Annotated in this window: 21 protein-coding genes; 13 read left to right on the top strand and 8 right to left on the bottom strand. The window is 47.1% G+C overall.

Going from position 1 to position 22,204, the window contains the following annotated elements; genetic code table 11:
• Positions 1-42: 42 nt before the first annotated feature.
• The 3 genes from QL234_RS09905 (at position 43) to QL234_RS09895 (ending at position 3,179) form a co-directional block, all read left to right on the top strand.
• The gene (locus QL234_RS09905; RefSeq protein WP_281557656.1) at positions 43-1,047 is read left to right on the top strand and encodes a hypothetical protein; all 1,005 of its coding nucleotides are present in this window, start codon (positions 43-45) and stop codon (positions 1,045-1,047) included.
• Positions 1,048-1,112: 65 nt separating this feature from the next.
• Positions 1,113-1,826: a response regulator gene (locus QL234_RS09900; RefSeq protein WP_281557655.1), complete on the top strand. Its 714-nt coding sequence runs from the start codon at positions 1,113-1,115 to the stop codon at positions 1,824-1,826.
• A 30-nt stretch (positions 1,827-1,856) separates the two neighbouring features.
• Positions 1,857-3,179, top strand: coding sequence for an ATP-binding protein (locus QL234_RS09895; RefSeq protein WP_281557654.1), 1,323 nt, complete (start codon positions 1,857-1,859; stop codon positions 3,177-3,179).
• A gap of 17 nt (positions 3,180-3,196) precedes the next feature.
• On the opposite strand, the gene QL234_RS09890 is transcribed toward QL234_RS09895, so the two are convergent.
• Positions 3,197-3,415 carry a hypothetical protein gene (locus tag QL234_RS09890; protein WP_281557653.1) on the bottom strand — a complete coding sequence of 73 codons (219 nt, stop codon included), beginning with the start codon at positions 3,413-3,415 and terminating at the stop codon, positions 3,197-3,199.
• Between the two features lie 96 nt (positions 3,416-3,511).
• Here QL234_RS09890 and QL234_RS09885 point away from each other — a divergent pair, with 96 nt between their 5' ends.
• Positions 3,512-4,207: a hypothetical protein gene (locus QL234_RS09885; RefSeq protein WP_281557652.1), complete on the top strand. Its 696-nt coding sequence runs from the start codon at positions 3,512-3,514 to the stop codon at positions 4,205-4,207.
• A gap of 49 nt (positions 4,208-4,256) precedes the next feature.
• On the opposite strand, the gene ansA is transcribed toward QL234_RS09885, so the two are convergent.
• Positions 4,257-5,267: an asparaginase gene (ansA, locus tag QL234_RS09880; protein ID WP_281557651.1), complete on the bottom strand. Its 1,011-nt coding sequence runs from the start codon at positions 5,265-5,267 to the stop codon at positions 4,257-4,259.
• A gap of 96 nt (positions 5,268-5,363) precedes the next feature.
• The gene (gene sppA / locus QL234_RS09875; protein ID WP_281557650.1) at positions 5,364-7,223 is read right to left on the bottom strand and encodes a signal peptide peptidase SppA; all 1,860 of its coding nucleotides are present in this window, start codon (positions 7,221-7,223) and stop codon (positions 5,364-5,366) included.
• Positions 7,224-7,458: 235 nt separating this feature from the next.
• Between sppA and QL234_RS09870 the strand changes: the two genes are divergently transcribed.
• Together QL234_RS09870 and QL234_RS09865 are read left to right on the top strand one after the other, a co-directional pair.
• Positions 7,459-8,163, top strand: coding sequence for a DoxX family protein (locus tag QL234_RS09870; RefSeq protein WP_281557649.1), 705 nt, complete (start codon positions 7,459-7,461; stop codon positions 8,161-8,163).
• A 126-nt stretch (positions 8,164-8,289) separates the two neighbouring features.
• A complete protein-coding gene (locus QL234_RS09865; RefSeq protein WP_281557648.1) occupies positions 8,290-8,853 on the top strand; it encodes an NAD(P)H nitroreductase in 564 nt (187 codons plus the stop codon).
• A 67-nt stretch (positions 8,854-8,920) separates the two neighbouring features.
• Here the strand turns inward: QL234_RS09865 and QL234_RS09860 are convergent, their stop codons facing one another.
• Positions 8,921-9,424: a hypothetical protein gene (locus QL234_RS09860; RefSeq protein WP_281557647.1), complete on the bottom strand. Its 504-nt coding sequence runs from the start codon at positions 9,422-9,424 to the stop codon at positions 8,921-8,923.
• 525 nt (positions 9,425-9,949) lie between these two features.
• Here QL234_RS09860 and QL234_RS09855 point away from each other — a divergent pair.
• Complete coding sequence (locus QL234_RS09855; protein ID WP_281557646.1) at positions 9,950-10,753, top strand: ABC transporter substrate-binding protein; 804 nt, start codon at positions 9,950-9,952, stop codon at positions 10,751-10,753.
• 432 nt (positions 10,754-11,185) lie between these two features.
• Complete coding sequence (locus QL234_RS09850; protein ID WP_281557645.1) at positions 11,186-13,429, top strand: methyl-accepting chemotaxis protein; 2,244 nt, start codon at positions 11,186-11,188, stop codon at positions 13,427-13,429.
• Positions 13,430-13,557: 128 nt separating this feature from the next.
• On the opposite strand, the gene asnS is transcribed toward QL234_RS09850, so the two are convergent.
• Positions 13,558-14,958 (bottom strand): asparagine--tRNA ligase, encoded by a 1,401-nt coding sequence (gene asnS / locus QL234_RS09845; RefSeq protein WP_281557644.1) that lies wholly within the window; start codon positions 14,956-14,958, stop codon positions 13,558-13,560.
• Between the two features lie 157 nt (positions 14,959-15,115).
• Here asnS and QL234_RS09840 point away from each other — a divergent pair, with 157 nt between their 5' ends.
• Positions 15,116-15,478: a hypothetical protein gene (locus QL234_RS09840; RefSeq protein ID WP_281557643.1), complete on the top strand. Its 363-nt coding sequence runs from the start codon at positions 15,116-15,118 to the stop codon at positions 15,476-15,478.
• A gap of 23 nt (positions 15,479-15,501) precedes the next feature.
• Here the strand turns inward: QL234_RS09840 and bioA are convergent, their stop codons facing one another.
• Positions 15,502-16,806, bottom strand: a complete 1,305-nt coding sequence (gene bioA / locus QL234_RS09835) for an adenosylmethionine--8-amino-7-oxononanoate transaminase (protein ID WP_281557642.1) — start codon at positions 16,804-16,806, stop codon at positions 15,502-15,504.
• A gap of 119 nt (positions 16,807-16,925) precedes the next feature.
• Here bioA and bioB point away from each other — a divergent pair, with 119 nt between their 5' ends.
• From bioB to bioD, 4 genes are all read left to right on the top strand, one after another.
• Positions 16,926-17,999: a biotin synthase BioB gene (gene bioB / locus QL234_RS09830; protein ID WP_281557641.1), complete on the top strand. Its 1,074-nt coding sequence runs from the start codon at positions 16,926-16,928 to the stop codon at positions 17,997-17,999.
• 110 nt (positions 18,000-18,109) lie between these two features.
• Positions 18,110-19,276, top strand: coding sequence for an 8-amino-7-oxononanoate synthase (locus QL234_RS09825; protein WP_281557640.1), 1,167 nt, complete (start codon positions 18,110-18,112; stop codon positions 19,274-19,276).
• The gene (bioC, locus tag QL234_RS09820) at positions 19,276-20,061 is read left to right on the top strand and encodes a malonyl-ACP O-methyltransferase BioC (RefSeq protein ID WP_281557639.1); all 786 of its coding nucleotides are present in this window, start codon (positions 19,276-19,278) and stop codon (positions 20,059-20,061) included. The genes QL234_RS09825 and bioC overlap by 1 nt, the downstream gene beginning before the upstream one ends.
• 35 nt (positions 20,062-20,096) lie before the next feature.
• A complete protein-coding gene (gene bioD, locus QL234_RS09815; RefSeq protein WP_281557638.1) occupies positions 20,097-20,765 on the top strand; it encodes a dethiobiotin synthase in 669 nt (222 codons plus the stop codon).
• 46 nt (positions 20,766-20,811) lie between these two features.
• Here the strand turns inward: bioD and QL234_RS09810 are convergent, their stop codons facing one another.
• Together QL234_RS09810 and QL234_RS09805 are read right to left on the bottom strand one after the other, a co-directional pair.
• Positions 20,812-21,513 carry a transporter substrate-binding domain-containing protein gene (locus QL234_RS09810; protein WP_281557637.1) on the bottom strand — a complete coding sequence of 234 codons (702 nt, stop codon included), beginning with the start codon at positions 21,511-21,513 and terminating at the stop codon, positions 20,812-20,814.
• Between the two features lie 50 nt (positions 21,514-21,563).
• Positions 21,564-22,112 carry a transporter substrate-binding domain-containing protein gene (locus QL234_RS09805; protein ID WP_281557636.1) on the bottom strand — a complete coding sequence of 183 codons (549 nt, stop codon included), beginning with the start codon at positions 22,110-22,112 and terminating at the stop codon, positions 21,564-21,566.
• Positions 22,113-22,204 lie beyond the last annotated feature (92 nt).

Raw genomic sequence — 22,204 nt, 5'->3', positions numbered from 1 at the left:
GAACATTCATAATGCCGTCAATTACTCGTTAAGGAAGTCATTATGAAAAAGTTAATTCCTCTGGTCGTTATTACGACTATGGTGTTGCAGGCGTGTGGCGGCTCTGGTTCAAAGTCAAATACGGTTGTTGGTGAAAATAAAGCTGTCGAGGTACATCATATCCAGCCGCAGGATGTACCGGCCTATGTCGAAACATTTAAACAACAGCAGGCACAGTTACAGTTGCAGTTTGACGGTCGGCAATCTGCTATCAGCTTTATTGATATGTCTGTTGAAAACAATTTTATTTTGGCAAAGTATTCGGCAGGTATGGTGAGAATAGGTTTTGATCTTAATGGAGAAAAACCGGTAAGTGAGCTGATTTTTATGGAAGGAGATACCGGCGATCTGGAGAACTTTGAGACCAGTCGGTTATTGCAAGGCACGGCCATTGAAATAACAGAAGATGATGATAATTATATTTACACCGGCTCGGCTGTGGATACGCAAACTCAAAACAGCTACCCGGTTCGGCTTGTTTTTAATGAATCTTTAATTTCCGGTGGCAGCAGTACTTTAGTTCATGAAGGTGAGCGGATGACAATCTCGGGAACTTTAGGCACGCAAACCTATATTGATATGCAGGAGATACTGAATAGCCACACGATAAGTACTCTGGTTTTTGACAGTGTTGACGGTTCGGTCAATGACGCTATCAACATGCATACTGGCCGTTTGATTCGTCAAGCGGGATTAACCACCTTGATGCCAGCCGATGGCGAGGCATATTCCGGCGGTGTTGATTTATTTGCTGCCGGTGTGGAAAGAAAATATCACACCGGCGGTAAGCTAGGGGTACACTCATGGTGCTGCAGTGCAGGCAAACCTGCTAACGAGCTGGGAGAGGAGCATGAGGCCCATGGTGCACAATTGACTTATTTCAGGGAAATGATGGGAGCAGAAAAAGGGCCGAAATTTTACTTTTATACTATCAATGCTGCGCCTTTTAACGGTGTGCATATTATGAGTGAAGCAGAATTGAACCAATACGATTTAGTTACAGATTAACCGCTGTAGATGCTTGATTATGTTATATAATGGAGTTCACTCCTTTAGAGCGGACTCTGTTATTTGTGAAAGAAAGTGTTACCCTGGTTGAAGATGACGAGAAAATGGCGTTTTTGCTGCAAAGTTATTTTCAAGGCTTTGGTTTTAGCGTCAATGTTATCTCCAGTGGCAGTGAGGCTGCGGAAAAAATTCTGGCAGATCCTCCCTCGATTGTGATCTTGGATCTGATGTTGCCGGGACAGGACGGTTTGTCGATTTGCCGTAATATCCGGGAAAAATATAGCGGCAAGATTTTGATCCTAACGGCCACCGGTGATGATATGGATCAGGTGGCGGCCCTGGAAATGGGCGCCGATGACTTTGTCCATAAACCCATTCAACCCCGGGTGTTGCTGGCGCGGGTGCGCATGCTGTTAAGGCGTCAGGATAACATTCAGCAGGCAGGCAGCGGCGAGTTAGCAGCAAGTGACAAGGTGCTGGCCTTTGGCCGGTTGTGGATTAATGCTTCCCTGCAAAGATGCAAGCTTGGCGAAGAAGTTGTGCCGTTAACCCCTTCGGAGTTCTTAATTCTATGGGCCCTGGCTAGTCAGGCGGAAATTGTGCTTTCGCGCGAGCAATTGCTGCAAGTGTTATCCGGACTTGAATATGACGGCCTTAACCGGACCATAGATAACAAAATTGCCCAGCTGAGAAAAAAACTCAATGACGATGCCAGCCGCCCCAAAGGCATTATTACCGTACGGGGGAAAGGTTATCTTTTTGTTCCCGACTACTGGTAATGACGAGCATAAGGTTCACCGGATAAGCAGATGACCCGATTATTTATCTCCCTGTATTTGGGAATTTTGGCGACCTTTATGGTGTTTATTCTGGTCGCTCACCTGATCAATACCTTTTTGATCATAGATATCGAGAATATTATCGATGCCGAGCAGTTTAGTGCCGAAGTTGCTTTACTGGAACGCCTTGATGCCCATATCAGCAGGCAGGAGCGTGAGCAACTGATAAAGCAGATCGCTGAAAAAAATCAGCTGCTGATAGAGCAAGTGGCGCCAAAAGAGATCCCGGAAGCGATCCAGGCACAACTTAACCAACATCCGGTTTGGTTTGACGATGACGAATATAATTATTTTAAGGCCTTTACCCCGGTGCAATATTACCGTCTCGCTGAAGATGAACACCATGAATTGCTGCTTATCGATGATGACGTAGGTATGGCCATTTTTATCGCTTTTATCGTCTTTATCGCCCTCAATTGCTTTATCTGGTTATACGGCTTACACAGGAAGCTGCGTTATCTGGAAAATACTGCCGATAAAATCAGCCAGGGCCAGCTGGACCAGCGGGCGCCGACAAAAAAAAGCCTCACCGTGGGGCGACTCAATCTCAGGTTTAATGAAATGGCCGAGCGTATCGAACAATTGTTGCTCGGACATAAACGTCTGACTCAGGCGGTTGCCCACGAACTGCGTTCGCCGCTGTTCAGGCTGCAACTACAACTTGATTTGCTCGAGCATGCCAGTGAAGAAGACAGGCAAGCACATTTACGCAGCCTGGAAGAAGATGTTTTTCAGCTCGATGAACTGGTGGATGAATTCCTCGAATATGGAAAAATGCAGCGCTCGGAGCTGGCGTTAAAAAATGAGCCCGTTTTGATCATCCCGTTTGTTGAAGCTTTGTGTGAGAACCTGGCCATTGAAGCCAAGAGCAGAGAAAGCCAGGGAGATGAAAAGCTGAGCAAGGACAATTCTCCCCCGATAGTGCTGGAGATCTCCGCAGGATCCGATACCCGGCTTCAGGCCGATAAGGGAAAATTAAGCCGCGCTCTGAATAACTTGCTCCGTAACGCGATAAAATACGGTAAAAAGCAGATAAAGCTTAAAGTGTATCGCCAGCAAGAGTATCTGCTCTTTAGCGTTGAAGACGACGGCGAGGGCATACCCGAGCAATACCGGGAGCAAATTTTTCAGCCTTACTTCAGACTCAGCGGTAAAAACCATCATCGGGTGTCAGGTTATGGCCTGGGGCTGACCATTTGCCGGGAAATTGCTGCTCTGCATAAGGGGGATTTACGGGTGGAGCAAAGTGATTTGGGCGGAGCTGCTTTTAAGCTGGCCATCCCTTTGGGTTAATCTCCCGATCAGGGGCATTAATCATGGCCGGGGGCTGTGCCTGAAGGTAGCTGGCCGCCTCTGAGCAGGTGGTGGATGCTGCAGTCTTGTTTCATCGCTTTTATCGTGTCATTGATTTTTGGCAGCAGGGCTTTATGGGGGGGATTTTTCGATAATAAAATATAGTTGCGGGTTTCATTGACGGCTTTATTGCCCTGGTGCAGTTTCCCTTGAAACTCGGGAAAATCCCCGAGCATGGCTTCGGCGACGGTTTTGTTGAGTATGATCAGTCAGGAAAAAAGCTGATTGCTACTCCATACTAGATGGAAAATGATATTGGCGCGGGAAGAGCAATGAATAAATCCAGGTTAATACTGTTGTTTTTTTTGATGATACCAGTGTTAACTTTACCGGCACAGGAAACCTGGAAGATTACTTCTTTGAACTGGCAGCCATATGCCGGCGCCGAACTTGCCAATCAAGGGCATTCTATTGAAAAGTTAAAGCAGATACTGCAACAGGCCGGTATCATGCTGGAGGTTGAATTTTATCCCTGGAATCGTGCTAAGCTATTGGCCCAAAAGAATAAAGAGTATGTTGGCGCCTTTCCCGTGTGGCCTGAAGATATCTTTGACAAGGCGCTCATTTCACTTGCGGTTGACTGGTCGGAAATCGCCGTGCTTAAACGTGCCGGTACCCGGATAAGTTTTAACAGTGTTGATGAGTTGTTTAGAAAATATTCCGTGGGTGTAGTCAGTACCTATATTTATCCCAAGGTTGTGATGGAGGCGATGAAAAAATATCCGCATCATAGCGATGGTTCATCGAATGAAATGACCTTGCTGAAAAAGCTTGAAACTGGCCGTGATGAGGTGGCCATTACCGATCCTAAAGTGATGTTGTATCTGGCGAGCGAGCAGGGTATTGATAATATTGTGTATGTAAAAAAAATTATGGATAAAGAGTTAGTTGTCGCGTTTCGGGATGATGAAGAAAACAGGAAACGTTTACAAGTATTGAATAACTTGCTGCGGCAGCAGAAAAATTAGCTATTGCTGTATAAACCGGGCAATAGCTAATTTTTTCTGGTTTTCAGGGTTATCCGCTAACCAGTTCGCCGCGCAGGTCTTGCTGCATCAGATGACAAACCTGGTGATAATCATGTCCCTGGCTCAGCAGGTAATGTAATTTAGTTAACGCCGCTTCTAAGGTCATATCATAACCTGAGATCACACTGCACTGGCTTAATGCAGAGCCTGTGGCATAACCGCCCATGTTAACCGTGCCTTTGGTACATTGGCTGATATTGACGATCACTATGCCTTGCTCGCTGGCTTTTTTCAGGCAGGCAAGCAGTTCGGGATCTTGCGGGGCATTACCGACACCGTAACTCCTTAAGATCAGCGCCTTGACCGGCTGCTTGATGACATTGGCCACCAACTCTGCACTGATCCCCGGATATAAATGGATCACCCCCACAGGTTGTGGCGTGATCGCGCTTAATTTCAGTGGCTGGTGCGGCTTATGTTCAACCTTACCGGCAATCACCCGGATATTGATGCCCGCTTCGAGCAGCGGCGGCATATTGGGGGAGTCGAAGGCGTTAAAGCCGTCGGCATAGGCCTTGATACTGCGGTTGCCGCGAAACAGCTTATTGTTGAAGAACAAGCCGACTTCGCTGATCGGATAATTGGCGGCGATATATAAGGCATTTAGCAAATTGACCTGGCCGTCGGATCTTAACTGGCTTAACGGGATCTGCGAGCCGGTGACAATCACAGGTTTGGTCAGGTTCTCAAACATAAACGACAGCGCCGAGCTGGTATAGGCCATGGTATCTGTGCCGTGCAGGACCACGAAGCCGTCATAGTCATCGTAGTGGTCGCGGATATCCTCGGCGATACGTTGCCAGTCACTGGGCGCCATATTGGAAGAGTCGATCAGCGGCTGGTACTCGTGAATAACAAAATCGGGCATTTCATCCCGCTGAAATTCAGGGGTTTGCTTAATAAACTCGGTTAAATGGCCTTTAACCGGTACATAACCCTGGCTGCTTTCTTTCATTCCTATGGTACCGCCGGTGTAGGCGACATAAATACGTTTTTTCATATGGCTTGGCTTGTTATATGTCAATAAAGGAAAGTGTAAAAAGCCCCGCTAAGCGGGGCCGTTGTGTAATGTCTGACTGCGGTTTACCCTTACGGGCTAATAAGCCTCACAGGTTAGACAGAAAGAATAGATGCCCTGGGGATCATTAAACTGGTTTAACCGGGTTAGCTCACCGCGCACAGTCGAGATAAATTGTTCCACCGGACCTGAATTTGCTACCGGCTCAGTGCCAATCAGGGCAAGGGCATTGCCCAGCAGGTTTTGCATGAAAATTTCCTGCGGCGTCAGCTCTTTTTCTATTAACAGGGTATCGTAATTGTCTAAACCGGCAATGCCTGCTGCGGCATTCACGGCATCATCAAGATCACCCAGTTCATCCACCAGACCCAGCTCTTTGGCCCTTGCGCCTGACCAGACACGGCCCTGGGCGATTTCATCGATTTGCTCCACCGTCATGTTGCGGCTGTCGGCGACCAGGGAAATAAAGTCCTGGTAGCCGCGGTCGATGTTGAGCTGGAAGATTTGCGCCATGCCGTCGGTTAATGGCCGGGTCAGGCCGTAACCGGCGATGTCTGTGGTACCGACGCCGTCGGTGTGGATGCCTAACTTGTCTAATGACTTTTCAAAGGTCATCATCAGGCCGAAGATGCCGATAGAACCTGTGATGGTGGTCGGGGCTGCCATGATCTTGTTGGCGGAAGCGGAAATCCAGTAGCCTCCTGAGGCGGCATAGGTACCCATAGAAGCAACTACAGGTTTGCCGGCGGCTTTTAACAGTTCGATTTCACGGCGGATAATTTCTGAGGCATAAGCACTGCCGCCCGGGCTGTCGACCCGTAAGACCACGGCTTTCACCTTGTCATTTTGACGGGCTTTGCGCAGTAACTTGGCTGTACTGTCGCCGCCGATAGTCCCCGGCGACTGGGTGCCGTTTAATATGGTGCCTTTGGCAACCACAACCGCAATTTTGTCACTGCCCGGGTTGACGACAGGGAAAGGAGATTTAATGGTGGATAAATATTCCTTGAAGGTCACATGGCTATAGCTGTCGCCTGTGCTGTTCTCACCGGCAAGTTTGATCAGCTCATCACGCATTTGCTCGCGGGTTTTTAGGGCATCTACCCAGTGATTATTTAAGGCATATTCGGCAAAGTTGCCGTTGGCGGCTTTAAATTTAGTGACTAAGTCATCAATGCTTTCGTCAAAGTTTTCGACGCCGAATTTTCTTTGCTTGGCAACATCTTCTTTATAGCGGCCCCAAAGATCGTTTAGCCATACCCGGTTGGCTTCTTTGGCAGCGGGGGACATGTCGTCGCGCATATAAGGTTCAACCGCAGATTTATAGGTGCCGACGCGGAAGATATGCTGGCTGATGGCCAATTTGTCCAGTGCCGATTTAAAGTACATTTGGTAGCGGCCATAGCCGTCTAAAATCATCCAGCCTTTGGGATCGAGCCAGATATTGTTGGCGTGGCTGGCAAGATAATATTGGTCCTGGGTGTATTGATCCCCTACGGCAATGACTTGCTTGCCTGAGGTCTTAAAATCTTCGATGGCTTTGGCGATATCGCTTAGCTTGGTTAAACCGGCACGGTTCATATTTTGTAACTGTAAAACCAATACCGACACCCGGTCATCATTTTTTGCCTGGCTGATCACTTCCAGGATGTCGCTTAATAAAACTTCGGGATTTTCTTCCGGCTGGTTCATGGCTTCTGCCATAAAAGCACTCATGGGATCGATTTCGCGTTTTTGCTCGACGATATCACCCTTGAGGTTTAACACCAGGGCGGTTTGTTTGGGGATCACGACTTTATCGCCGTCCTGGGAAATGGCGACGAAAAACAATAACAACAGGGTGAAGAACACAAGGTTGACGATCACCTTGCGCGAGATGTTGAGTAGGCGCCATAGCGATAAACTCAAACGTTTGATTGTACCTGGACTTTGATTCATAAAATTCTAATCAGTTAAATTTCTAGTATAGTGCGTATGCTACTTAATCTTTTGACAGTTAAGTAGTCTATTTTGTAAATATTTTTAACGTTTTTTTATAAGAACGGCTATCTTTGCTAAAGCGTGGATAAAAAGTTGATTAAATAGCTAAAAATAACAGGGATGAAAGTATTTGGATTAAAGCGGGTCTTATAAGCATCATTTATTAGAATTGTTACCGATAAAATTGCCAATTATGAAGTTATTTACCCTGTATCAAGATTTGTTAAAAAAACTGCCTGTTTTTGACGGTGTGCCGGCGCTGTTGATTCGTTTATATTTGGCCCCGGTGTTTATTATTGCCGGTTACAGTAAAACCCAGCTGGGCAACCCGGACGTGACCGGCCTGGCAAGTTTGGCCGCAGATCCCAATATTGTTGCCTGGTTCGGCAATGCCGACTGGGGCTTGGGCTTGCCATTTCCTGCCTTGCTGGCAAACCTTGCCACCTGGACCGAGTTTTTCGGCGGCTGGTTGTTATTATTTGGCCTGTTGACCCGGTTAGTTTCCATTCCTTTGATGTTTACTATGGTAGTGGCTGCCACCAGTGTGCATTTAGATAACGGCTGGTTTGCCATTACCCCCACCAACCCGGACACCAGCCCGGCGAAAGTGCTTTCCTGGGTAGGGATTGAGGGATCGCAGCAAAGTCTGGAGAACAGCCTTGAGGCGAAAAAACGCTTGGATCGTATGCGTGAGATCATTGATGACAACGGTAATCCCGATTGGTTATATGAAAAGGGCAATATCGTGGTGCTAAATAACGGCATTGAATTTGCCACCACCTACTTTATTATGCTGCTGGCCTTGTTTTTTATCGGGGCGGGGCGCTTTACCAGTGTTGATTATTTTCTTAGCCGCTCAATTGCTGCAAAAGAGCGTCACCGGGAGTTGTTAACTTAACTACACCAAAAAGCACAGCTTACCTGGAATGGAGGCTGTGAATACCCCTGATATCTGCGGGTATTTTATTGCTATTTAATGGGGTACACTAGCGGCATAAATATAAATTAGAATTATTGCTAAGCTATGAATCAAGTACCCCAAGATGCCATTGAGCTGTTGCTGCAGCGCCAGTCTAACCCTTTTCTTGAACAGCCGGCCCCTAGTCAGGGAGATCTGGATAAAATCTTAAGCGCCGCCATGCGCGTGCCGGATCACGGCGGTCTGGCACCCTGGCATTTTACCGTGATAGAAAATGAAGGTCTGGATAAGTTAAGCGATATCCTGGTAAACGCCGCGATAGCCAAAAACGCTGAAGAAGCCAAAATCGCTAAAGCGAAAAAAATGCCGTTTCGCGCGCCGATGATCATAGTGATCAGTACAAAATATGTTGAGCACAAGGTACCCGAGCAGGAGCAGTTAGTGGCGGCGGGTTGTGCGGCCCATGCCATGCAAATGGCGGCTTTTGCTTTAGGCTATGGCGCTATGTGGCGCACCGGCGAATTCAGTTACAATGCCCAGGTGAAAGAAGCGCTGAACATTAAACTGATAGATCAAATTGTCGGTTTCTTATATATAGGGTCGCAAAGCAAAACACTGCCGCCCAAGCCGGTAAAACCTTACCAGGATTATGTCACTGTTTTTAAATAAACAGCGTTGCTATGTATTGTTAAAGAGGTGCCTAAGAGCACCTCATGCTCTTGCGATAAACGAGCAACTAGTTAGCTGCACTTTCTTCCAGTTTACGGATTCGGTAACTTAAATCAAAGATGGTATTGGTTAAGTCGCTATTTTTATATTCCAGATATTGAACCCGGTTAAGCAGATCATTTATATCGCCGCCACTGCTGTTTTCCAGTGCCTGCACACGATCTTTTAAGGCATTGTTTTCATTTTGCAGGGTTTCTATGGCGTTTTGCACATCATCGATACAGACCCCGGCGGCATTACAGAATTTTACCGTGCCACCGATGACGCCAAAGCTATCTGGCTGATCCAGGTATTTTCGCTCGGCTGAAGTACCAAAACCCACGGCAACTGAGTTGTCCCCGGTAACGGTAACATACTGGCCAATGGCCGTTGAGTTGTGACCTTGGGCGACAGGGTTGTTACCAAAGGCGGTTGAGCCGTTACCCTCGGCAATCGCGTTGGAGCCAAATGCCGTAGATGTTGTTCCCAAAGCCTGCGAGGTCATGCCCCAGGCGGTTGAACGTATCCCCATGGCCTTTGAGCTATGTCCCCATACGATAGCTAACTCTTGATCTGCTACTGTACCTAATCCCCAGGCGGTGGAGAAATTACCCTTAGCCTGTGCACTCAGACCAAATGCCGTAGCATAATCACCGGTGGCGATACATGCCCCAGCTCTTGGGGGTTGAGTCTGCCAGTGTCTGCGATGAGGTAAATACGGAGAATACAGAGAGCAGGGTAAGTGCGGTTTGCTTGTTCATTAATACTTCCTTTTTAAAAATTCCAAATACTTTTTGCTGCGTAATGAAATACGCGCCCGCACAGTATTATCAAAAAATGAACTTGTCAATTTCTTGTTAGCACCTGGTTTCTTGGTTGTTGTTTTTTTTGATTTTAGTCAAGTGACAGGGTCTATAAATAGATTAATGATCAAGTCTTTAGTGCATTCGTTGCTGAGTTGGGCTGGATAATGAAAGCAGACGTAAAACTGGTAGATAGTGATCACCTTTGCCCTGGGCTATAGTTATGGTCAGTGATATAGGATTTGATATCAGCAATGAAACGAACGGCTCAAAGACGAAATATCCGATTAAGTCAAGTGATTGTCCTTGCTCTGTTATTCTTCCCCTTACTGTATGCTCCCCTGATAAATGCCGATGACAGCCATAAAGGTAAGCAAACGATTCAGGTGGCCTGCGATCCCTGGCCTCCCTGGATAGAAGGGGAAGAAGGCGGGCCAGTTACCGGCGGTATCTTTGTTGATATCACCCGTCAGTTGTTGGTGAATATCGGCATTAAAGCCGATTTTACCGTAATGCCTTTTACCCGGGTGCTTAATAGTATAAAAAACGGCAGTGCTGATATGGCGCTTATGGTATCTAAAACCGGGGAGCGCAGTCGTTATGGCTTATATTCAAGCCGCATTTTGTCCAGCCCCTTTTATTTTTATGCGCTACATCCTGCTCCGCTTGGACAATGGCATTCCTGGCAACAGTTACGGCCTTATAAAATAGGGGCAACCCGGGATTTTAATTATGGACCTGAGTTCATTGATGCCATGGAAAGAGAAAATATATCTCTTTATTGGTCGAGCACAGAAAAAGCCTCACTGGCGCTGTTATTGAAGAGCCGGTTGGATCTGGTGGTGTTAAATCAGCATACCGCACGGTCACTGACAGATAAAATGCCGGGAGGACATAAGTTAGTTCAAATATCGCCATTGCTGTATAACCCGGATTTTTCCCTGTTTATAGCCAGAAGCTCTGCATTTAGGCATCATCTTCATCAAATAAACGCCCAAATCAGGGCCATGCAGGATAACGGTGAAATAATGGCGATTTTAAAAAAGTATCCGCTGTAAGCTCAAAACAGCCTCTTTGCTATCGTATTATCAGGGCCTTATCGGAGATAAACTCATCTTCGGGGGAGTTTTGGCTTGGTGATATTTACAGAAGCTCGTTTAATTTTTTTGAAATATATGGAGGAGTGGCAACTGAGGTGTGGATATTGATGAGATTGATTTTTATCTCATTGATTAAAGGCAAGAAGTATGTTTTTTCTTTATGGAGCTGTCTGATGATTGTATTTGTCTGTTGACATTTATCTTCCATCAAATACACAAAACAAAAACAGTAATAAAGGACAAAGATTTCAGTGTTAAGCAAAGAGATCAAAATCCGCTAGACTTAAAAGTACCGTTAAATTAGTGAGTTGTTGTATGAAGGTTTCCTCTAAGATAATTTTAGCGTCAGTATTATTATCAGGGATGGGAATATTAATAGCAGGATTGTTAGTGAGTTGGCAAGCATCATCGGTTGCGGCAAAAGCCATGGAAAAAAGTGCTTTTGAGCAGCTAGTTGCTGTCAGAGAATTGCAGAAGACCCAAATAGAAAATTATTTTCTGACCATTAAGCGCCAGCTCAAAGCGTTGTCGGATAATACCATGGTGATCGATGCCATGCGTGACTTTCCTGAGCTGTTTTTTAAATTTGATCAGCAAACCTCACTCAGGGACAATGATGCCCTGGCACAATATTATAGCGGAGAATTCGATCCCGAATACCGGCGTAAAAATCCCGGTACCGATGTTAGTGCTACGGGGAAATTGCAGCAATTGCCCCAAAATAGCAAGTCACTGCAGCATGCTTACATCAGTGGAAATCCCCATGCTTTAGGGAGTAAGAATGCCCTGGATATGGCTGATGATGGCAGCCAATACAGCTTACTCCATGGCAAGTACCACAAACATTTCAATCATTTTCTTGATGAATTTGGCTACTATGACATTTTCCTGGTGGAACCGGATAACGGTTATATTGTTTATTCTGTATTTAAAGAGCTGGACTTTGCTACTTCGCTCACTTCCGGGCCCTATAAAGATACCGGCATTGCCAAGGCCTATGCCATGGCTAATCAAAGTACAGCGGAAACGAGCGGGATCCTGGTAGATTTTAAGCCCTATTTTCCTTCTTATGATGCGGCAGCGGCCTTTATTGGCGCGGCGATATTTGCCCCCGATGGTAAGAAATTAGGGGTGCTGATTTTTCAAATGCCGATTGACAGGATCAACGACCTGATGACTTACCAGCAAGGCTGGCGGGATGTTGGCCTCGGGGATAGTGGTGAAACTTACCTTGTGGGGGACGATGATTTATTACGTAGCCAGAGCCGTTTTTTGATGGAAGATAAGGCCAATTATCTGGCGGCACTTAAAAAGGCTGGTTTCGATGAGATGGTATTGAAAAAAATTAATGCCAGTGATACCGCTATAGGGCTGCAAGCCGTTGATACCGAAGGTGCAAATGCAGCTATTTCAGGGAAGACCGGTATTCGAACAATCAAAGATTATCGGGGGGTCGAGGTGCTGTCGGCTTTTGCTCCTTTAGACATACCCGGGGTCAAATGGGGGATCCTCAGTGAAATTGATGTTGCAGAAGCCATGGCTGATAAGGATAAATTGACCGCGCAAATCTGGTGGGTGATGATGATGATCATGCTGGTGTTATTGCCTGTGATTTCTGCGGTTGCCTATATGGTCGGTCGTGGGATCTCAAACCCTATCCAGAGTTTTATTGCCCAGGTAAATTCCGTGACCGCAGAAAAAGATCTCACCACCCGGGTCAACTATCGCGGTAAGGATGAACTATCCTCATTGGCCGATTCATTTAATCACTTATTAACCGGAATCCAGGAAATTCTCCATTGCGTAGAAAATTTGGCCAAGACCTTGTACCAGTCAACTAACAAAATGCTAAAGGGGATGGACGAAACCACGGGGCAAACCGAACATCAATGCCAAAACGCCGATAGTGTTGCCGTTGCCACCAATGAGCTGCTGTCGACCATACAGGAAGTGGCCAGAAATGCGGCCACGGCGGCAGAAACTGTCAGAGAAACCGACGGCAAGTGTCAGGACACCAGCCATGCTGCGGGTTTGCTAACAGGCTATATGGATGATTTAAATCAGCAAATGGTGTCGGCCTCGGCATCAATTGAAAAGCTGGCTCAGGAAAGCCAGTCAATCGGCTCGGTGCTGGATGTCATTCAATCTATTGCTGAACAAACTAACTTATTGGCACTAAATGCCGCAATTGAAGCTGCCAGGGCGGGAGAGCAGGGACGGGGTTTTGCGGTTGTCGCAGATGAAGTGAGAACTTTAGCCAGCAGAACCCAACAATCTACAGAAGACATTCGTGATAAAATTAATGCGCTACAAAGCGAAACATCCACCGCGGTTAAAATGGTGGCAGCATCAGGCAAAATGGCCAATGCCAGTATTAGTGCCAGCAGCGATAACCGAGATACTTTGAGTCAAGTGGTGGAATTAGTGGCCCGATTAAATGATATGAACGCACAAATTGCCACCGCTGCCGAGCAGCAAACGACAGTGGTTAATGATATCAATGAGAATATCACCGAAATTGCCGGCACCTCACAACAGATTTCTGAAAAAGCGGATGCAAATAAGGGAGATGTAAAAAGGATCAGTATTCTAGTCACAAATCTTGAAGAGAAAATGCGGGAGTTTAAGCTTTGACTTTAGTTGCTTAAACCGGTGAATCATAAGCTTAGTAGGCAGGGATATGCCGAGAAATAAGCAAAAAACATAGGTAATTAAAAACCCTCAAATGAGGGTTTTTAATTGTTTTAACAATTTAAGCCAGATTAAAAAGCGGCATTGTTCGGCGTACGCGGGAAAGGAATGACGTCACGTACGTTCTGGATGCCGGTAGCATAAGCCACCAGGCGCTCAAAACCTAGACCAAAACCTGAGTGCGGCACTGTGCCGTAACGGCGCAGGTCGCGGTACCAGCTGTAATCTACCGGATCTAAGCCCATTTCTGCCAGGCGCTCATCAAGCACATCCAAACGCTCTTCACGCTGGCTGCCGCCGATCAGTTCGCCGATGCCCGGTGCCAAGATATCCATGGCGGCAACGGTTTTCTTGTCGTCGTTTAAGCGCATGTAGAAAGACTTAATATCTTTCGGGTAGTTTTGCAGGATCACAGGTCCGCCGACATGCTCTTCTGCCAGGTAGCGCTCGTGCTCTGAGTTCAGATCCACACCCCAGAAAACTTCGTTTTCGAATTTCTTGCCGCAGTTTTGCAGGATTTCGATGGCGTCGGTATAGTCCATGCGCACGAAGTCTTTTTCAATGACAGTGTTTAAACGGTCAATGACGGTTTTATCGACACGCTGCTGGAAGAAGGCCATATCGTCGGCGCGCTCTTCTAACAGGGCTTTAAAGACATAACGCAGCATTTCTTCGGCCAGATCACCGGCAATGGCCAGGTCGGCAAAAGCGATTTCCGGCTCAACCATCCAGAATTCCGCCAGGTGACGGCTGGTGTTGGAGTTTTCGGCGCGGAAGGTCGGGCCAAAGGTATACACCTTGGACATGGCACAACAGTAGGTTTCCACGTTTAACTGGCCGGATACCGTTAAGAAGGCTTCTTTACCGAAGAAGTCTTCGCTGTAATCGACATTGCCTTTGTCTGTGCGCGGCAGGTTTTCCATGTCTAAGGTGCTGACACGGAACATTTCACCGGCGCCTTCACAGTCGCTGGCGGTGATTAATGGCGTGCTGATCCAGAAGTATCCTTTGCTGTGCAAGAATCTGTGGATTGCTTGTGCCAGGGTATTACGTACCCGGGTCACCGCGCCGCCGATATTGGTGCGGGCGCGCAGGTGGGCGTGCTCGCGTAAATATTCGATGCTGTGGCGCTTGGCTGCCATAGGGTAGGTATCGGGGTCTTCCACCAGGCCTAATACTTCAACTGCCGTTGCCTGGATCTCAAAAGCTTGTCCCTGGCCCGGAGATTCCACTAAGGTGCCGGTCACTTTTACCGCGCCGCCTGTGGTGAGTTTAAGTACATCAGTTTGATAATTGTCTAACTCATTCGGCACTATGGCCTGAATGGCATCAAAACATGAACCATCGTGAATGGCTAAAAATGAAATACCGGCTTTGGAATCGCGACGTGTGCGGATCCAGCCATGTACCGTGATGGTTTCGTTAACGGGGTATTTTCCTGCTAATACATCCGTAATCGATATAACAGACATTTATCGACCTCTTATTCTTTAATAATTATCCTAATTGTAGGGTTTGGTATGTTACCGCGACTATTGCTTTTCTCAAGTAAAACTTGCTAAATAGTACGATAATTAATGAAAATAAACCTATTAACCTGAATAAGGGAATAAAAAGGGAGTTGTGGCCATGATTTGGCGGGGTAAAGATCGGCGCAAAGCCCCGGACAGCTGGATATATTTTGCCCGGCTTTTAGCTATCGGCGGCTGGTTGTGCTTTATTGGCGCGTTAATTGTCTCTTTTTATGCCGCCCCGGAAAAAAATTATGGTCTGGTACGTTATTACCAGTTGCCGATCCGAAGCCATTGGCTGATGCCGCTCACCAACTATTTATACCTGATCTTATGGTTTAGCGCCTTTAGCAGTATCGCCTGTTTTATTATTGACAGGTTCCGTAACCGCCGCAGCACCGATAACCTGCATTTCAACCTGGTGTTGCTGTTTCTGGTATCGGTTTCCTGGATAACCTATATTATTATCCAGGCTTTTTGAGCTGCGGCGTTAGCGCTTAGGGGCTAATCAAGCGTAAAACATTGCTCTTCATCCAATACCGTGGCAATTGCCCGGACCAACTTGAGCACGTCTTCCTTGGTGGATACATAAGGCGGCATAATATAAATCAGCTTGCCAAAGGGGCGGATCCAGACACCAAGTTCAACAAATCTTTTCTGGATCTGGGCCATATTGACATGCTGGCGCGCTTCCACCACGCCTATGGCTCCCAGTACCCGGGTGTCTTTAACTCGTGCATGTTTGGCTAACGGCAGCAGGTGCCGTTTTAGCTGGCTTTCCAGGGTGGCCACCTGTTGCTGCCAGTTGTTCTCTGTTAACAGGTCTATGCTGGCGCTGGCAACGGCGCAGGCCAGCGGGTTGCCCATAAAGGTCGGGCCGTGCATAAAGCAGCCGGCTTCGCCGTCACTGATGGTGGTGGCGACTTCTTTTGAGCATAAGGTGGCCGCCAAGCTCATGTAACCGCCGGTCAGGGTTTTGCCCAGGCATAAGATATCCGGTGAAACATCCGCCCATTCGCAGGCAAACAGCTTGCCGGTGCGGCCAAAGCCGGTGGCAATTTCATCGGCTATCAGCAGCACCTTATATTTTTTACATAACGCGGCGCAGGCTTTTAAATATTCGGGGTGATAGAAACGCATGCCGCCTGTGCCCTGGACGATAGGCTCTATGATAAAGGCAGCCAAATGCTGGTGGTTTTCGGCAAATAAGGTTTCGAGGGCTTGGGTATCCTGTGCTTGCCACTCTTGGTCTATGGCAATGCCCGGTGCCGGGGCGAACAGGTTTTTCATTAATACCTGGTCAAATAACTGGTGCATGCCGGTGACGGGATCGCAAACCGACATGGCGGCAAAGGTATCGCCGTGGTAGCCGTTGCGCACCGTTAACAGCTGATGTTTGTTTTTCTCACCTTTACTGTGCCAGTACTGCAGCGCCATTTTTATGGCCACTTCCACCGCGACCGAGCCGCTGTCGGCTAAAAACACCCGCTCTAGGGATTTTGGTGTCAGCGCGATCAGTTTTTGGCACAATTCCACCGCCGGCTGGTGGGTTAAACCGCCAAACATGACATGGGCCATTTTCTCTGTCTGCTCGATAATGGCCTGGTTCAGTTTCGGGTGGTTATAGCCGTGCAGTACTGCCCACCAGGACGCCATGCCGTCGGTGAGGGTTTCGCCGGATGCCAGGGTGATTTCTACCCCTTTGGCAGATTCTACCAGATAAGAAGGCAGGGGAGATGACATGGAAGTATAGGGGTGCCAGATGTTTTCCCGGTCAAATGTAAGTAATTCTGTATCTTTTTTATTCATTCGTTAACTAATTTGTTTGGCTGACGTTGACATCATTATTAGGCTGGCTAGACTACCCGTTAACTTATAAAGATGCAATTGAGAGTTTTATGTCAGCAAATCCGGGTGTAACCCAGCCAATGAATAATAATGAAACCAACCAGGCCGGGGACACAGCTGTCCGTCATAACTGGACGCTGGCCGAAGTACAGGCGCTGTTTGACCTGCCGTTTAATGATTTGATGTTTCAGGCGCAAACCGTGCACCGTCAGCATTTTAACCCCAATGAAGTTCAGGTCAGTACCTTATTATCCATTAAAACCGGTGCCTGTCCGGAAGACTGTAAATATTGCTCGCAAAGCGCCCGCTATAAAACCGATATCGACAAAGAGCGCTTGATGGAAGTGGAAAAGGTGCTTGAAGCGGCGAAAAAAGCCAAGGCCCAGGGCTCGACCCGTTTTTGTATGGGAGCCGCCTGGCGTAACCCGAAAGAGCGGGATATGCCTTATGTGGTAGATATGGTCAAAGGGGTGAAAGCCATGGGCCTGGAGACCTGTATGACCTTAGGCATGCTTTCTGAGGATCAGGCCAATGAGCTGCAATCTGCCGGCTTGGATTACTACAACCATAACCTGGATACCTCACCCGAGCATTATAACCAGATCATCACCACACGTACTTATCAGGACAGGCTAGATACCCTGGATAATGTCCGCAGCGCCGGTATGAAAGTGTGCAGCGGCGGCATTGTCGGTTTGGGGGAGCAGGCGAAAGACCGTGCATCCTTGCTGGTACAACTGGCGAATTTGCCGCAGCAACCGGAAAGTGTGCCGATCAATATGCTGGTAAAAGTCGAAGGTACGCCGTTATCCGAAGTACAAGATCTCGATCATTTTGAATTTATCCGCTGTATTGCCGTGGCTCGTATTCTGATGCCAAAAAGCCATGTTCGCTTAAGCGCCGGGCGTGAAGCCATGAATGAACAAATGCAGGCAATGTGTTTCCTGGCCGGCGCCAATTCAATTTTTTATGGCTGTAAATTATTGACCGCCGCCAATCCGGAAACCAACCAGGATATGATGTTATTTAAAAAGCTCGGCATCAATACCGAAACCGTCAGTAACCATGAGCTGGATGAAGGTGATGAAGCGCAAAGGTTACGTACCGCGGTTGTTAATCAGGAAAACAGCGATTTGTTCTACAACGCAGAATAAAGCTGTTAACCGAATTTAAGATCTGTCGCTAAGTAGAATTTGTTATCGGGATTGGGAAAATTTTGCTTTTCCCAAGTCCCATTGTTTTTAAAGCTTTTATAAGAAGTACCATGGCGTTTGAATTTATTGATCAGCAGTTGGCTCAAAGGCAAAGCCAGTCCCGGTACCGCCAAAGGGTATCTATTGCCTCCGGGGGCGGACGTGAAGTGGTTATCGCGGGTAAAAGCTACCTTAATTTTTCCTCCAATGATTACCTGGGGTTAAATAATCATCCCGAGATTAACCGGGCGATGCAAGAAGGCATCGACCGTTTTGGCCTGTGTGCTACCGGCTCAAGTTTGATCACAGGTTTTAGTTATGCCCACCAGGTGTTAGAGCAGCAGATTTGCCTGTGGCTGAATAAACCCCGCTGTCTGTTATTCTCCAGCGGCTTTGCTGCCAATACCGGGGTATTGCAGGCCTTGGGTCAGCAGAAATGTCATTTTTTGCTGGATAAACTTTGCCATGCCTCTTTAATTGACGGTGCACTTGGTGCTAGTCATGGCGACAAAACTAGCGGCGGCAAAGCCAGCATGAAACGTTTTCGTCACAATGATATTGACCAGCTGGAAGGTTTTTTGAAGTGCTCGCCAGATGATGATAATCTTATCGTCTCGGAAGGGGTGTTTAGCATGGACGGCGACCAGGCTAAAATAAAAAAACTGTCAGCAGTGGCAAAAAATGCCAAAGCTTGGCTATATTTAGATGATGCCCATAGCATAGGGGTGATTGGCCAGCAGGGTCAGGGAAGTGTCAGCCAGGGGGATGTCGATATTGTCATGGCCACCTTTGGCAAGGCAATTGCCAGTAGCGGTGCTTTTATTGCCTGCGAAGAAAACCTGTTTGAATATCTGGTCAACTTTTCCAGGCACTATATTTATTCCACGGCAATATCACCGGCTGTGGCGTGGGCAACGGTTAAAAGTATTGAGCTAATACAAAAAGAACAATGGCGAAGAGATAAAATAGCACAGCTGAGTTTTTCTTTATCACAGGCACTTGATCCCAGGATAACCTTAGCCCCGACCGAGTCATCGATACATGCGTTAATTATCGGTGATGAAAAGTCTGCGCTGGCCATCAGTGAAAAATTGAAAAAGAAGGGCATCTGGCTCACCGCGATCAGACCTCCGACGGTTCCTGTTAACAGCTCCCGGTTACGTGTTACTATATGCGCTAACCACAATGACAATGATATCAAATATTTAGCAGCTTGTTTGAATGAGGCTCTTGGTTAATGCCAGAAACAAAAAACAGAATAAAAATTGCGCGCTCTTTTGGCTCCGCCAGTAACTCTTACGATGTTTCCGCCCGTTTGCAGCGCTTTAGCGGCAAACATTTAATGCCCTGGTTACCCAACCGTAATGATTTAACCGTGCTGGATTTAGGCGCGGGCACCGGTTTTTTTACCGATATTTTGGCGGGCTCTTACCATCAGGTAATAGGTCTGGATTTCTCGAAAAAAATGCTGCATTTTGCCCAAAGAAATCGGAATAACAATATTCACTGGCTGGAGGCGGATGCTCATCACATACCCCTTCAAGATCAAAGCATAGATTTAATCTATTCCAATTTGATGATCCAGTGGTGTAATCCGTTAGAAGATGTGGTGCAGGAAATTTTGCGGGTTTTAAAACCCGGCGGCCTGTTTATTTTTACTACCTTAACCGACGGCACCTTGTATGAGCTGAAATCTTCCTGGGCCCAGGTGGATGATGATCGCCATGTGATTAACTTCAAGCGCGAGCAGGAATTACTGGCGATGTTTGACAGCCCTCAGTCGAAATTATTACAGCACCAGTGTCAGGATATCGTGCTCGAATATGAAAATGTCCTGCATCTGGCCCATGAGCTTAAAGGCTTAGGTGCCAACCAGGTGCCTGCCAAGGGTAATAAAGGACTGGCAGGAAAAGATAAATGGCAGAAAATGACCGACTCCTATCAGGATTTCCAGGAGCCGGGCGGTGTTTACCCGGCAACCTATAAGGTGTTTTCCGGTTTGATGGTAAAACTCAGCGATTAACTTTGCTGTGACCGCAAAAAGAAGTAACGATATCAATGAATGAATTTTTTATTACGGCAACGGATACCGATGCCGGTAAAACTTATGTTGCCCGGGCACTGGTGACGGCATTAGTCAGCCAGGGGCAAAAAGTCGCCGTCTATAAACCGGTTTCCGCCGGGTGTGAATTAATCGACGGGCAGCTGGTTAATGAAGACGCAAGCCTATTGCAGTCATGCGCTAATTGTCAGCAAAGTATCTCCCGGATAAATCCTATTGCTTTTGCCGAGCCGATAGCCCCGCATATTGCTGCAGAAAAATCAGGGCGGCAGATCACTTTATCCGAGATCATGACGGGTTACCGGCAGATTCAAACACTTAAGGCGGATACTGTTGTCACCGAAGGAGCTGGAGGCTGGCGTTTGCCTTTGGGACAGGGACATTATTTATCTGATTTTGCCAAACAGGGGACTTTTCAGGTGATCTTAGTGGTTAATATGAAATTAGGTTGCCTTAACCATGCCATGCTGACCTATGAAGCCATAAAGGCTGACGGTTTACAGTGCGTTGGCTGGGTGGCCAATTGCCAGCAGCAGATGCCTTATCTTGACGAAAACATTGCTGAACTCAGCCAGTTATTGCCGATGCCGCTTATTGCCCGCCTGGGGGATTGCCTGGATATTGATGAAGCGGCCGCTTTAATTGATACCGCAGTGCTAGTTTAGCGTTTAAATAACAGTGCCCGGCCAAGAGTGAGTTGGCCGGGCATGTTCAGTCTTGTTGTCTTTGCTTGTGCTTTATCCGGGAAATTTCCAAGGCCAGCGCCGGTACTAAATGCCGGTGGCGCTTATGAACATAATGGTAAAGCTTATGATGGAACAGAGGGGGCAGGTGAATAACAAAGTCATCCCGCACACGAGTTTGCTGGAATTTTCTGACCGCAGCCAAGGGTAAAATGGCGTAATCTACCAGGCCGTTATCGAGTAACTTTATCACTTGCTCTATGTTGTTTTCATATAAGACATTATGCTCCTGAAAATAATTTTCCGCGGCTTTCATACCTCTTTGCGAGCCTAAGCTATAGCCGGTTAAGTCTGCCTTGGTTTTGATCTTGGGCAAGGGGGCAATACTCAGGGCGATGATGCTAAACTCAACCAGCGCCGGTCCCACCTTGATTAAATTCGGATATTGGCGGGAGATATTGTCTATCCGGCATAACTCGGCATCGGTTGTTCCGGTATTTGCGGCAAATAATGCCCGCCGGCCGGGAAATTCGACGATTGCCGGGGTGATCCCTAATGCCTGGTATGCCTGGTGCAGGATATCTTCACATACTTGTATCGAGGCGACATTCTCATGCCTGCTGATCAAAAAATCCCCGGCCCGGGCTGAGTTAACCACAACTGTTGCCGTTAACAGCACAATAGAGAAAGAGCGGGCACAGGAAAATAAAAATGATGTCAATTGCAACAAGGCAGTTGTCTCAAGTTTAACTGGCAGGGGTGATCATAAGTATAACGGTATTATTTCTGTTGTTGTCGGTATTGTATTAGGGAGATCTCCAAGGCCAATGCTGCAACCAAATGCTGATGACGTTTATGAATATAGTGGTAGAGCTTATGTTGAAATAGCGGTGGTTGGTGAATGAAAAAATCTTTACGGTAATTCGCCTGCTGGTGACGTTTTATCGCTTCAAGCGGTAAAATCGCGTAGTCTATCAGACCATCATCGAGTAACTGTATCACTTGCTGGTAGTTGTTGACATAGTGAATAAAACCTTGTCGAAAATAATTCTCCGCCGCTTTCATGCCTCTTTGCGATCCCAATTTATATGCTTTCAGATCCGCCATTGTTTTGACCTGTGGTAACGCCTTGATGCTCAGTGCCACTATGGTTAAGTGCTGCAGGGCGGGCTCTACTTTGACTAAATTCGGATAGTGCTGTGAAATATTATCAATCCGGCATAATTCGGCATCTGTTTTACCTGAATTAGAGGCAAACAGCGCCCGTCTGCCGGGAAGATCTACCATTACGGCATTTATTCCCAGTGCCTGGTAAGCGGGTATGATCATTTGGGCGCATAATTCTACGGTTCGGGCATTCGTCGGCTTGCTGATTAAAAAGTCTCCGCTCCATGCGTTAACCGGTATGACAGCGATTAACA

Origin of the sequence: Thalassomonas sp. RHCl1, from assembly GCF_947387555.1 — a bacterium.
Taxonomy (GTDB): Bacteria; Pseudomonadota; Gammaproteobacteria; order Enterobacterales; family Alteromonadaceae; genus Thalassomonas.
The sequence above is the reverse complement of the archived record's forward strand: the minus strand, read 5'-3'. Positions and strand labels throughout refer to the sequence as shown.

Bases quoted from the DNA above. Each gene is read 5' to 3' on its own strand.
- bioA (WP_281557642.1), bottom strand. From the start codon at position 16,806: ATGAATAAAAAAGATACAGAATTACTTACATTTGACCGGGAAAACATC.
- QL234_RS09865 (WP_281557648.1), top strand. From the start codon at position 8,290: ATGAATCAAGTACCCCAAGATGCCATTGAGCTGTTGCTGCAGCGCCAG.
- QL234_RS09855 (WP_281557646.1), top strand. From the start codon at position 9,950: ATGAAACGAACGGCTCAAAGACGAAATATCCGATTAAGTCAAGTGATT.
- bioC (WP_281557639.1), top strand. From the start codon at position 19,276: ATGCCAGAAACAAAAAACAGAATAAAAATTGCGCGCTCTTTTGGCTCC.
- QL234_RS09870 (WP_281557649.1), top strand. From the start codon at position 7,459: ATGAAGTTATTTACCCTGTATCAAGATTTGTTAAAAAAACTGCCTGTT.
- QL234_RS09840 (WP_281557643.1), top strand. From the start codon at position 15,116: ATGATTTGGCGGGGTAAAGATCGGCGCAAAGCCCCGGACAGCTGGATA.
- QL234_RS09885 (WP_281557652.1), top strand. From the start codon at position 3,512: ATGAATAAATCCAGGTTAATACTGTTGTTTTTTTTGATGATACCAGTG.
- QL234_RS09890 (WP_281557653.1), bottom strand. From the start codon at position 3,415: ATGCTCGGGGATTTTCCCGAGTTTCAAGGGAAACTGCACCAGGGCAAT.
- QL234_RS09805 (WP_281557636.1), bottom strand. From the start codon at position 22,112: ATGATCATACCCGCTTACCAGGCACTGGGAATAAATGCCGTAATGGTA.
- bioD (WP_281557638.1), top strand. From the start codon at position 20,097: ATGAATGAATTTTTTATTACGGCAACGGATACCGATGCCGGTAAAACT.
- ansA (WP_281557651.1), bottom strand. From the start codon at position 5,267: ATGAAAAAACGTATTTATGTCGCCTACACCGGCGGTACCATAGGAATG.
- QL234_RS09860 (WP_281557647.1), bottom strand. From the start codon at position 9,424: ATGGGGATACGTTCAACCGCCTGGGGCATGACCTCGCAGGCTTTGGGA.
- asnS (WP_281557644.1), bottom strand. From the start codon at position 14,958: ATGTCTGTTATATCGATTACGGATGTATTAGCAGGAAAATACCCCGTT.
- bioB (WP_281557641.1), top strand. From the start codon at position 16,926: ATGAATAATAATGAAACCAACCAGGCCGGGGACACAGCTGTCCGTCAT.
- QL234_RS09825 (WP_281557640.1), top strand. From the start codon at position 18,110: ATGGCGTTTGAATTTATTGATCAGCAGTTGGCTCAAAGGCAAAGCCAG.
- sppA (WP_281557650.1), bottom strand. From the start codon at position 7,223: ATGAATCAAAGTCCAGGTACAATCAAACGTTTGAGTTTATCGCTATGG.
- QL234_RS09905 (WP_281557656.1), top strand. From the start codon at position 43: ATGAAAAAGTTAATTCCTCTGGTCGTTATTACGACTATGGTGTTGCAG.
- QL234_RS09895 (WP_281557654.1), top strand. From the start codon at position 1,857: ATGACCCGATTATTTATCTCCCTGTATTTGGGAATTTTGGCGACCTTT.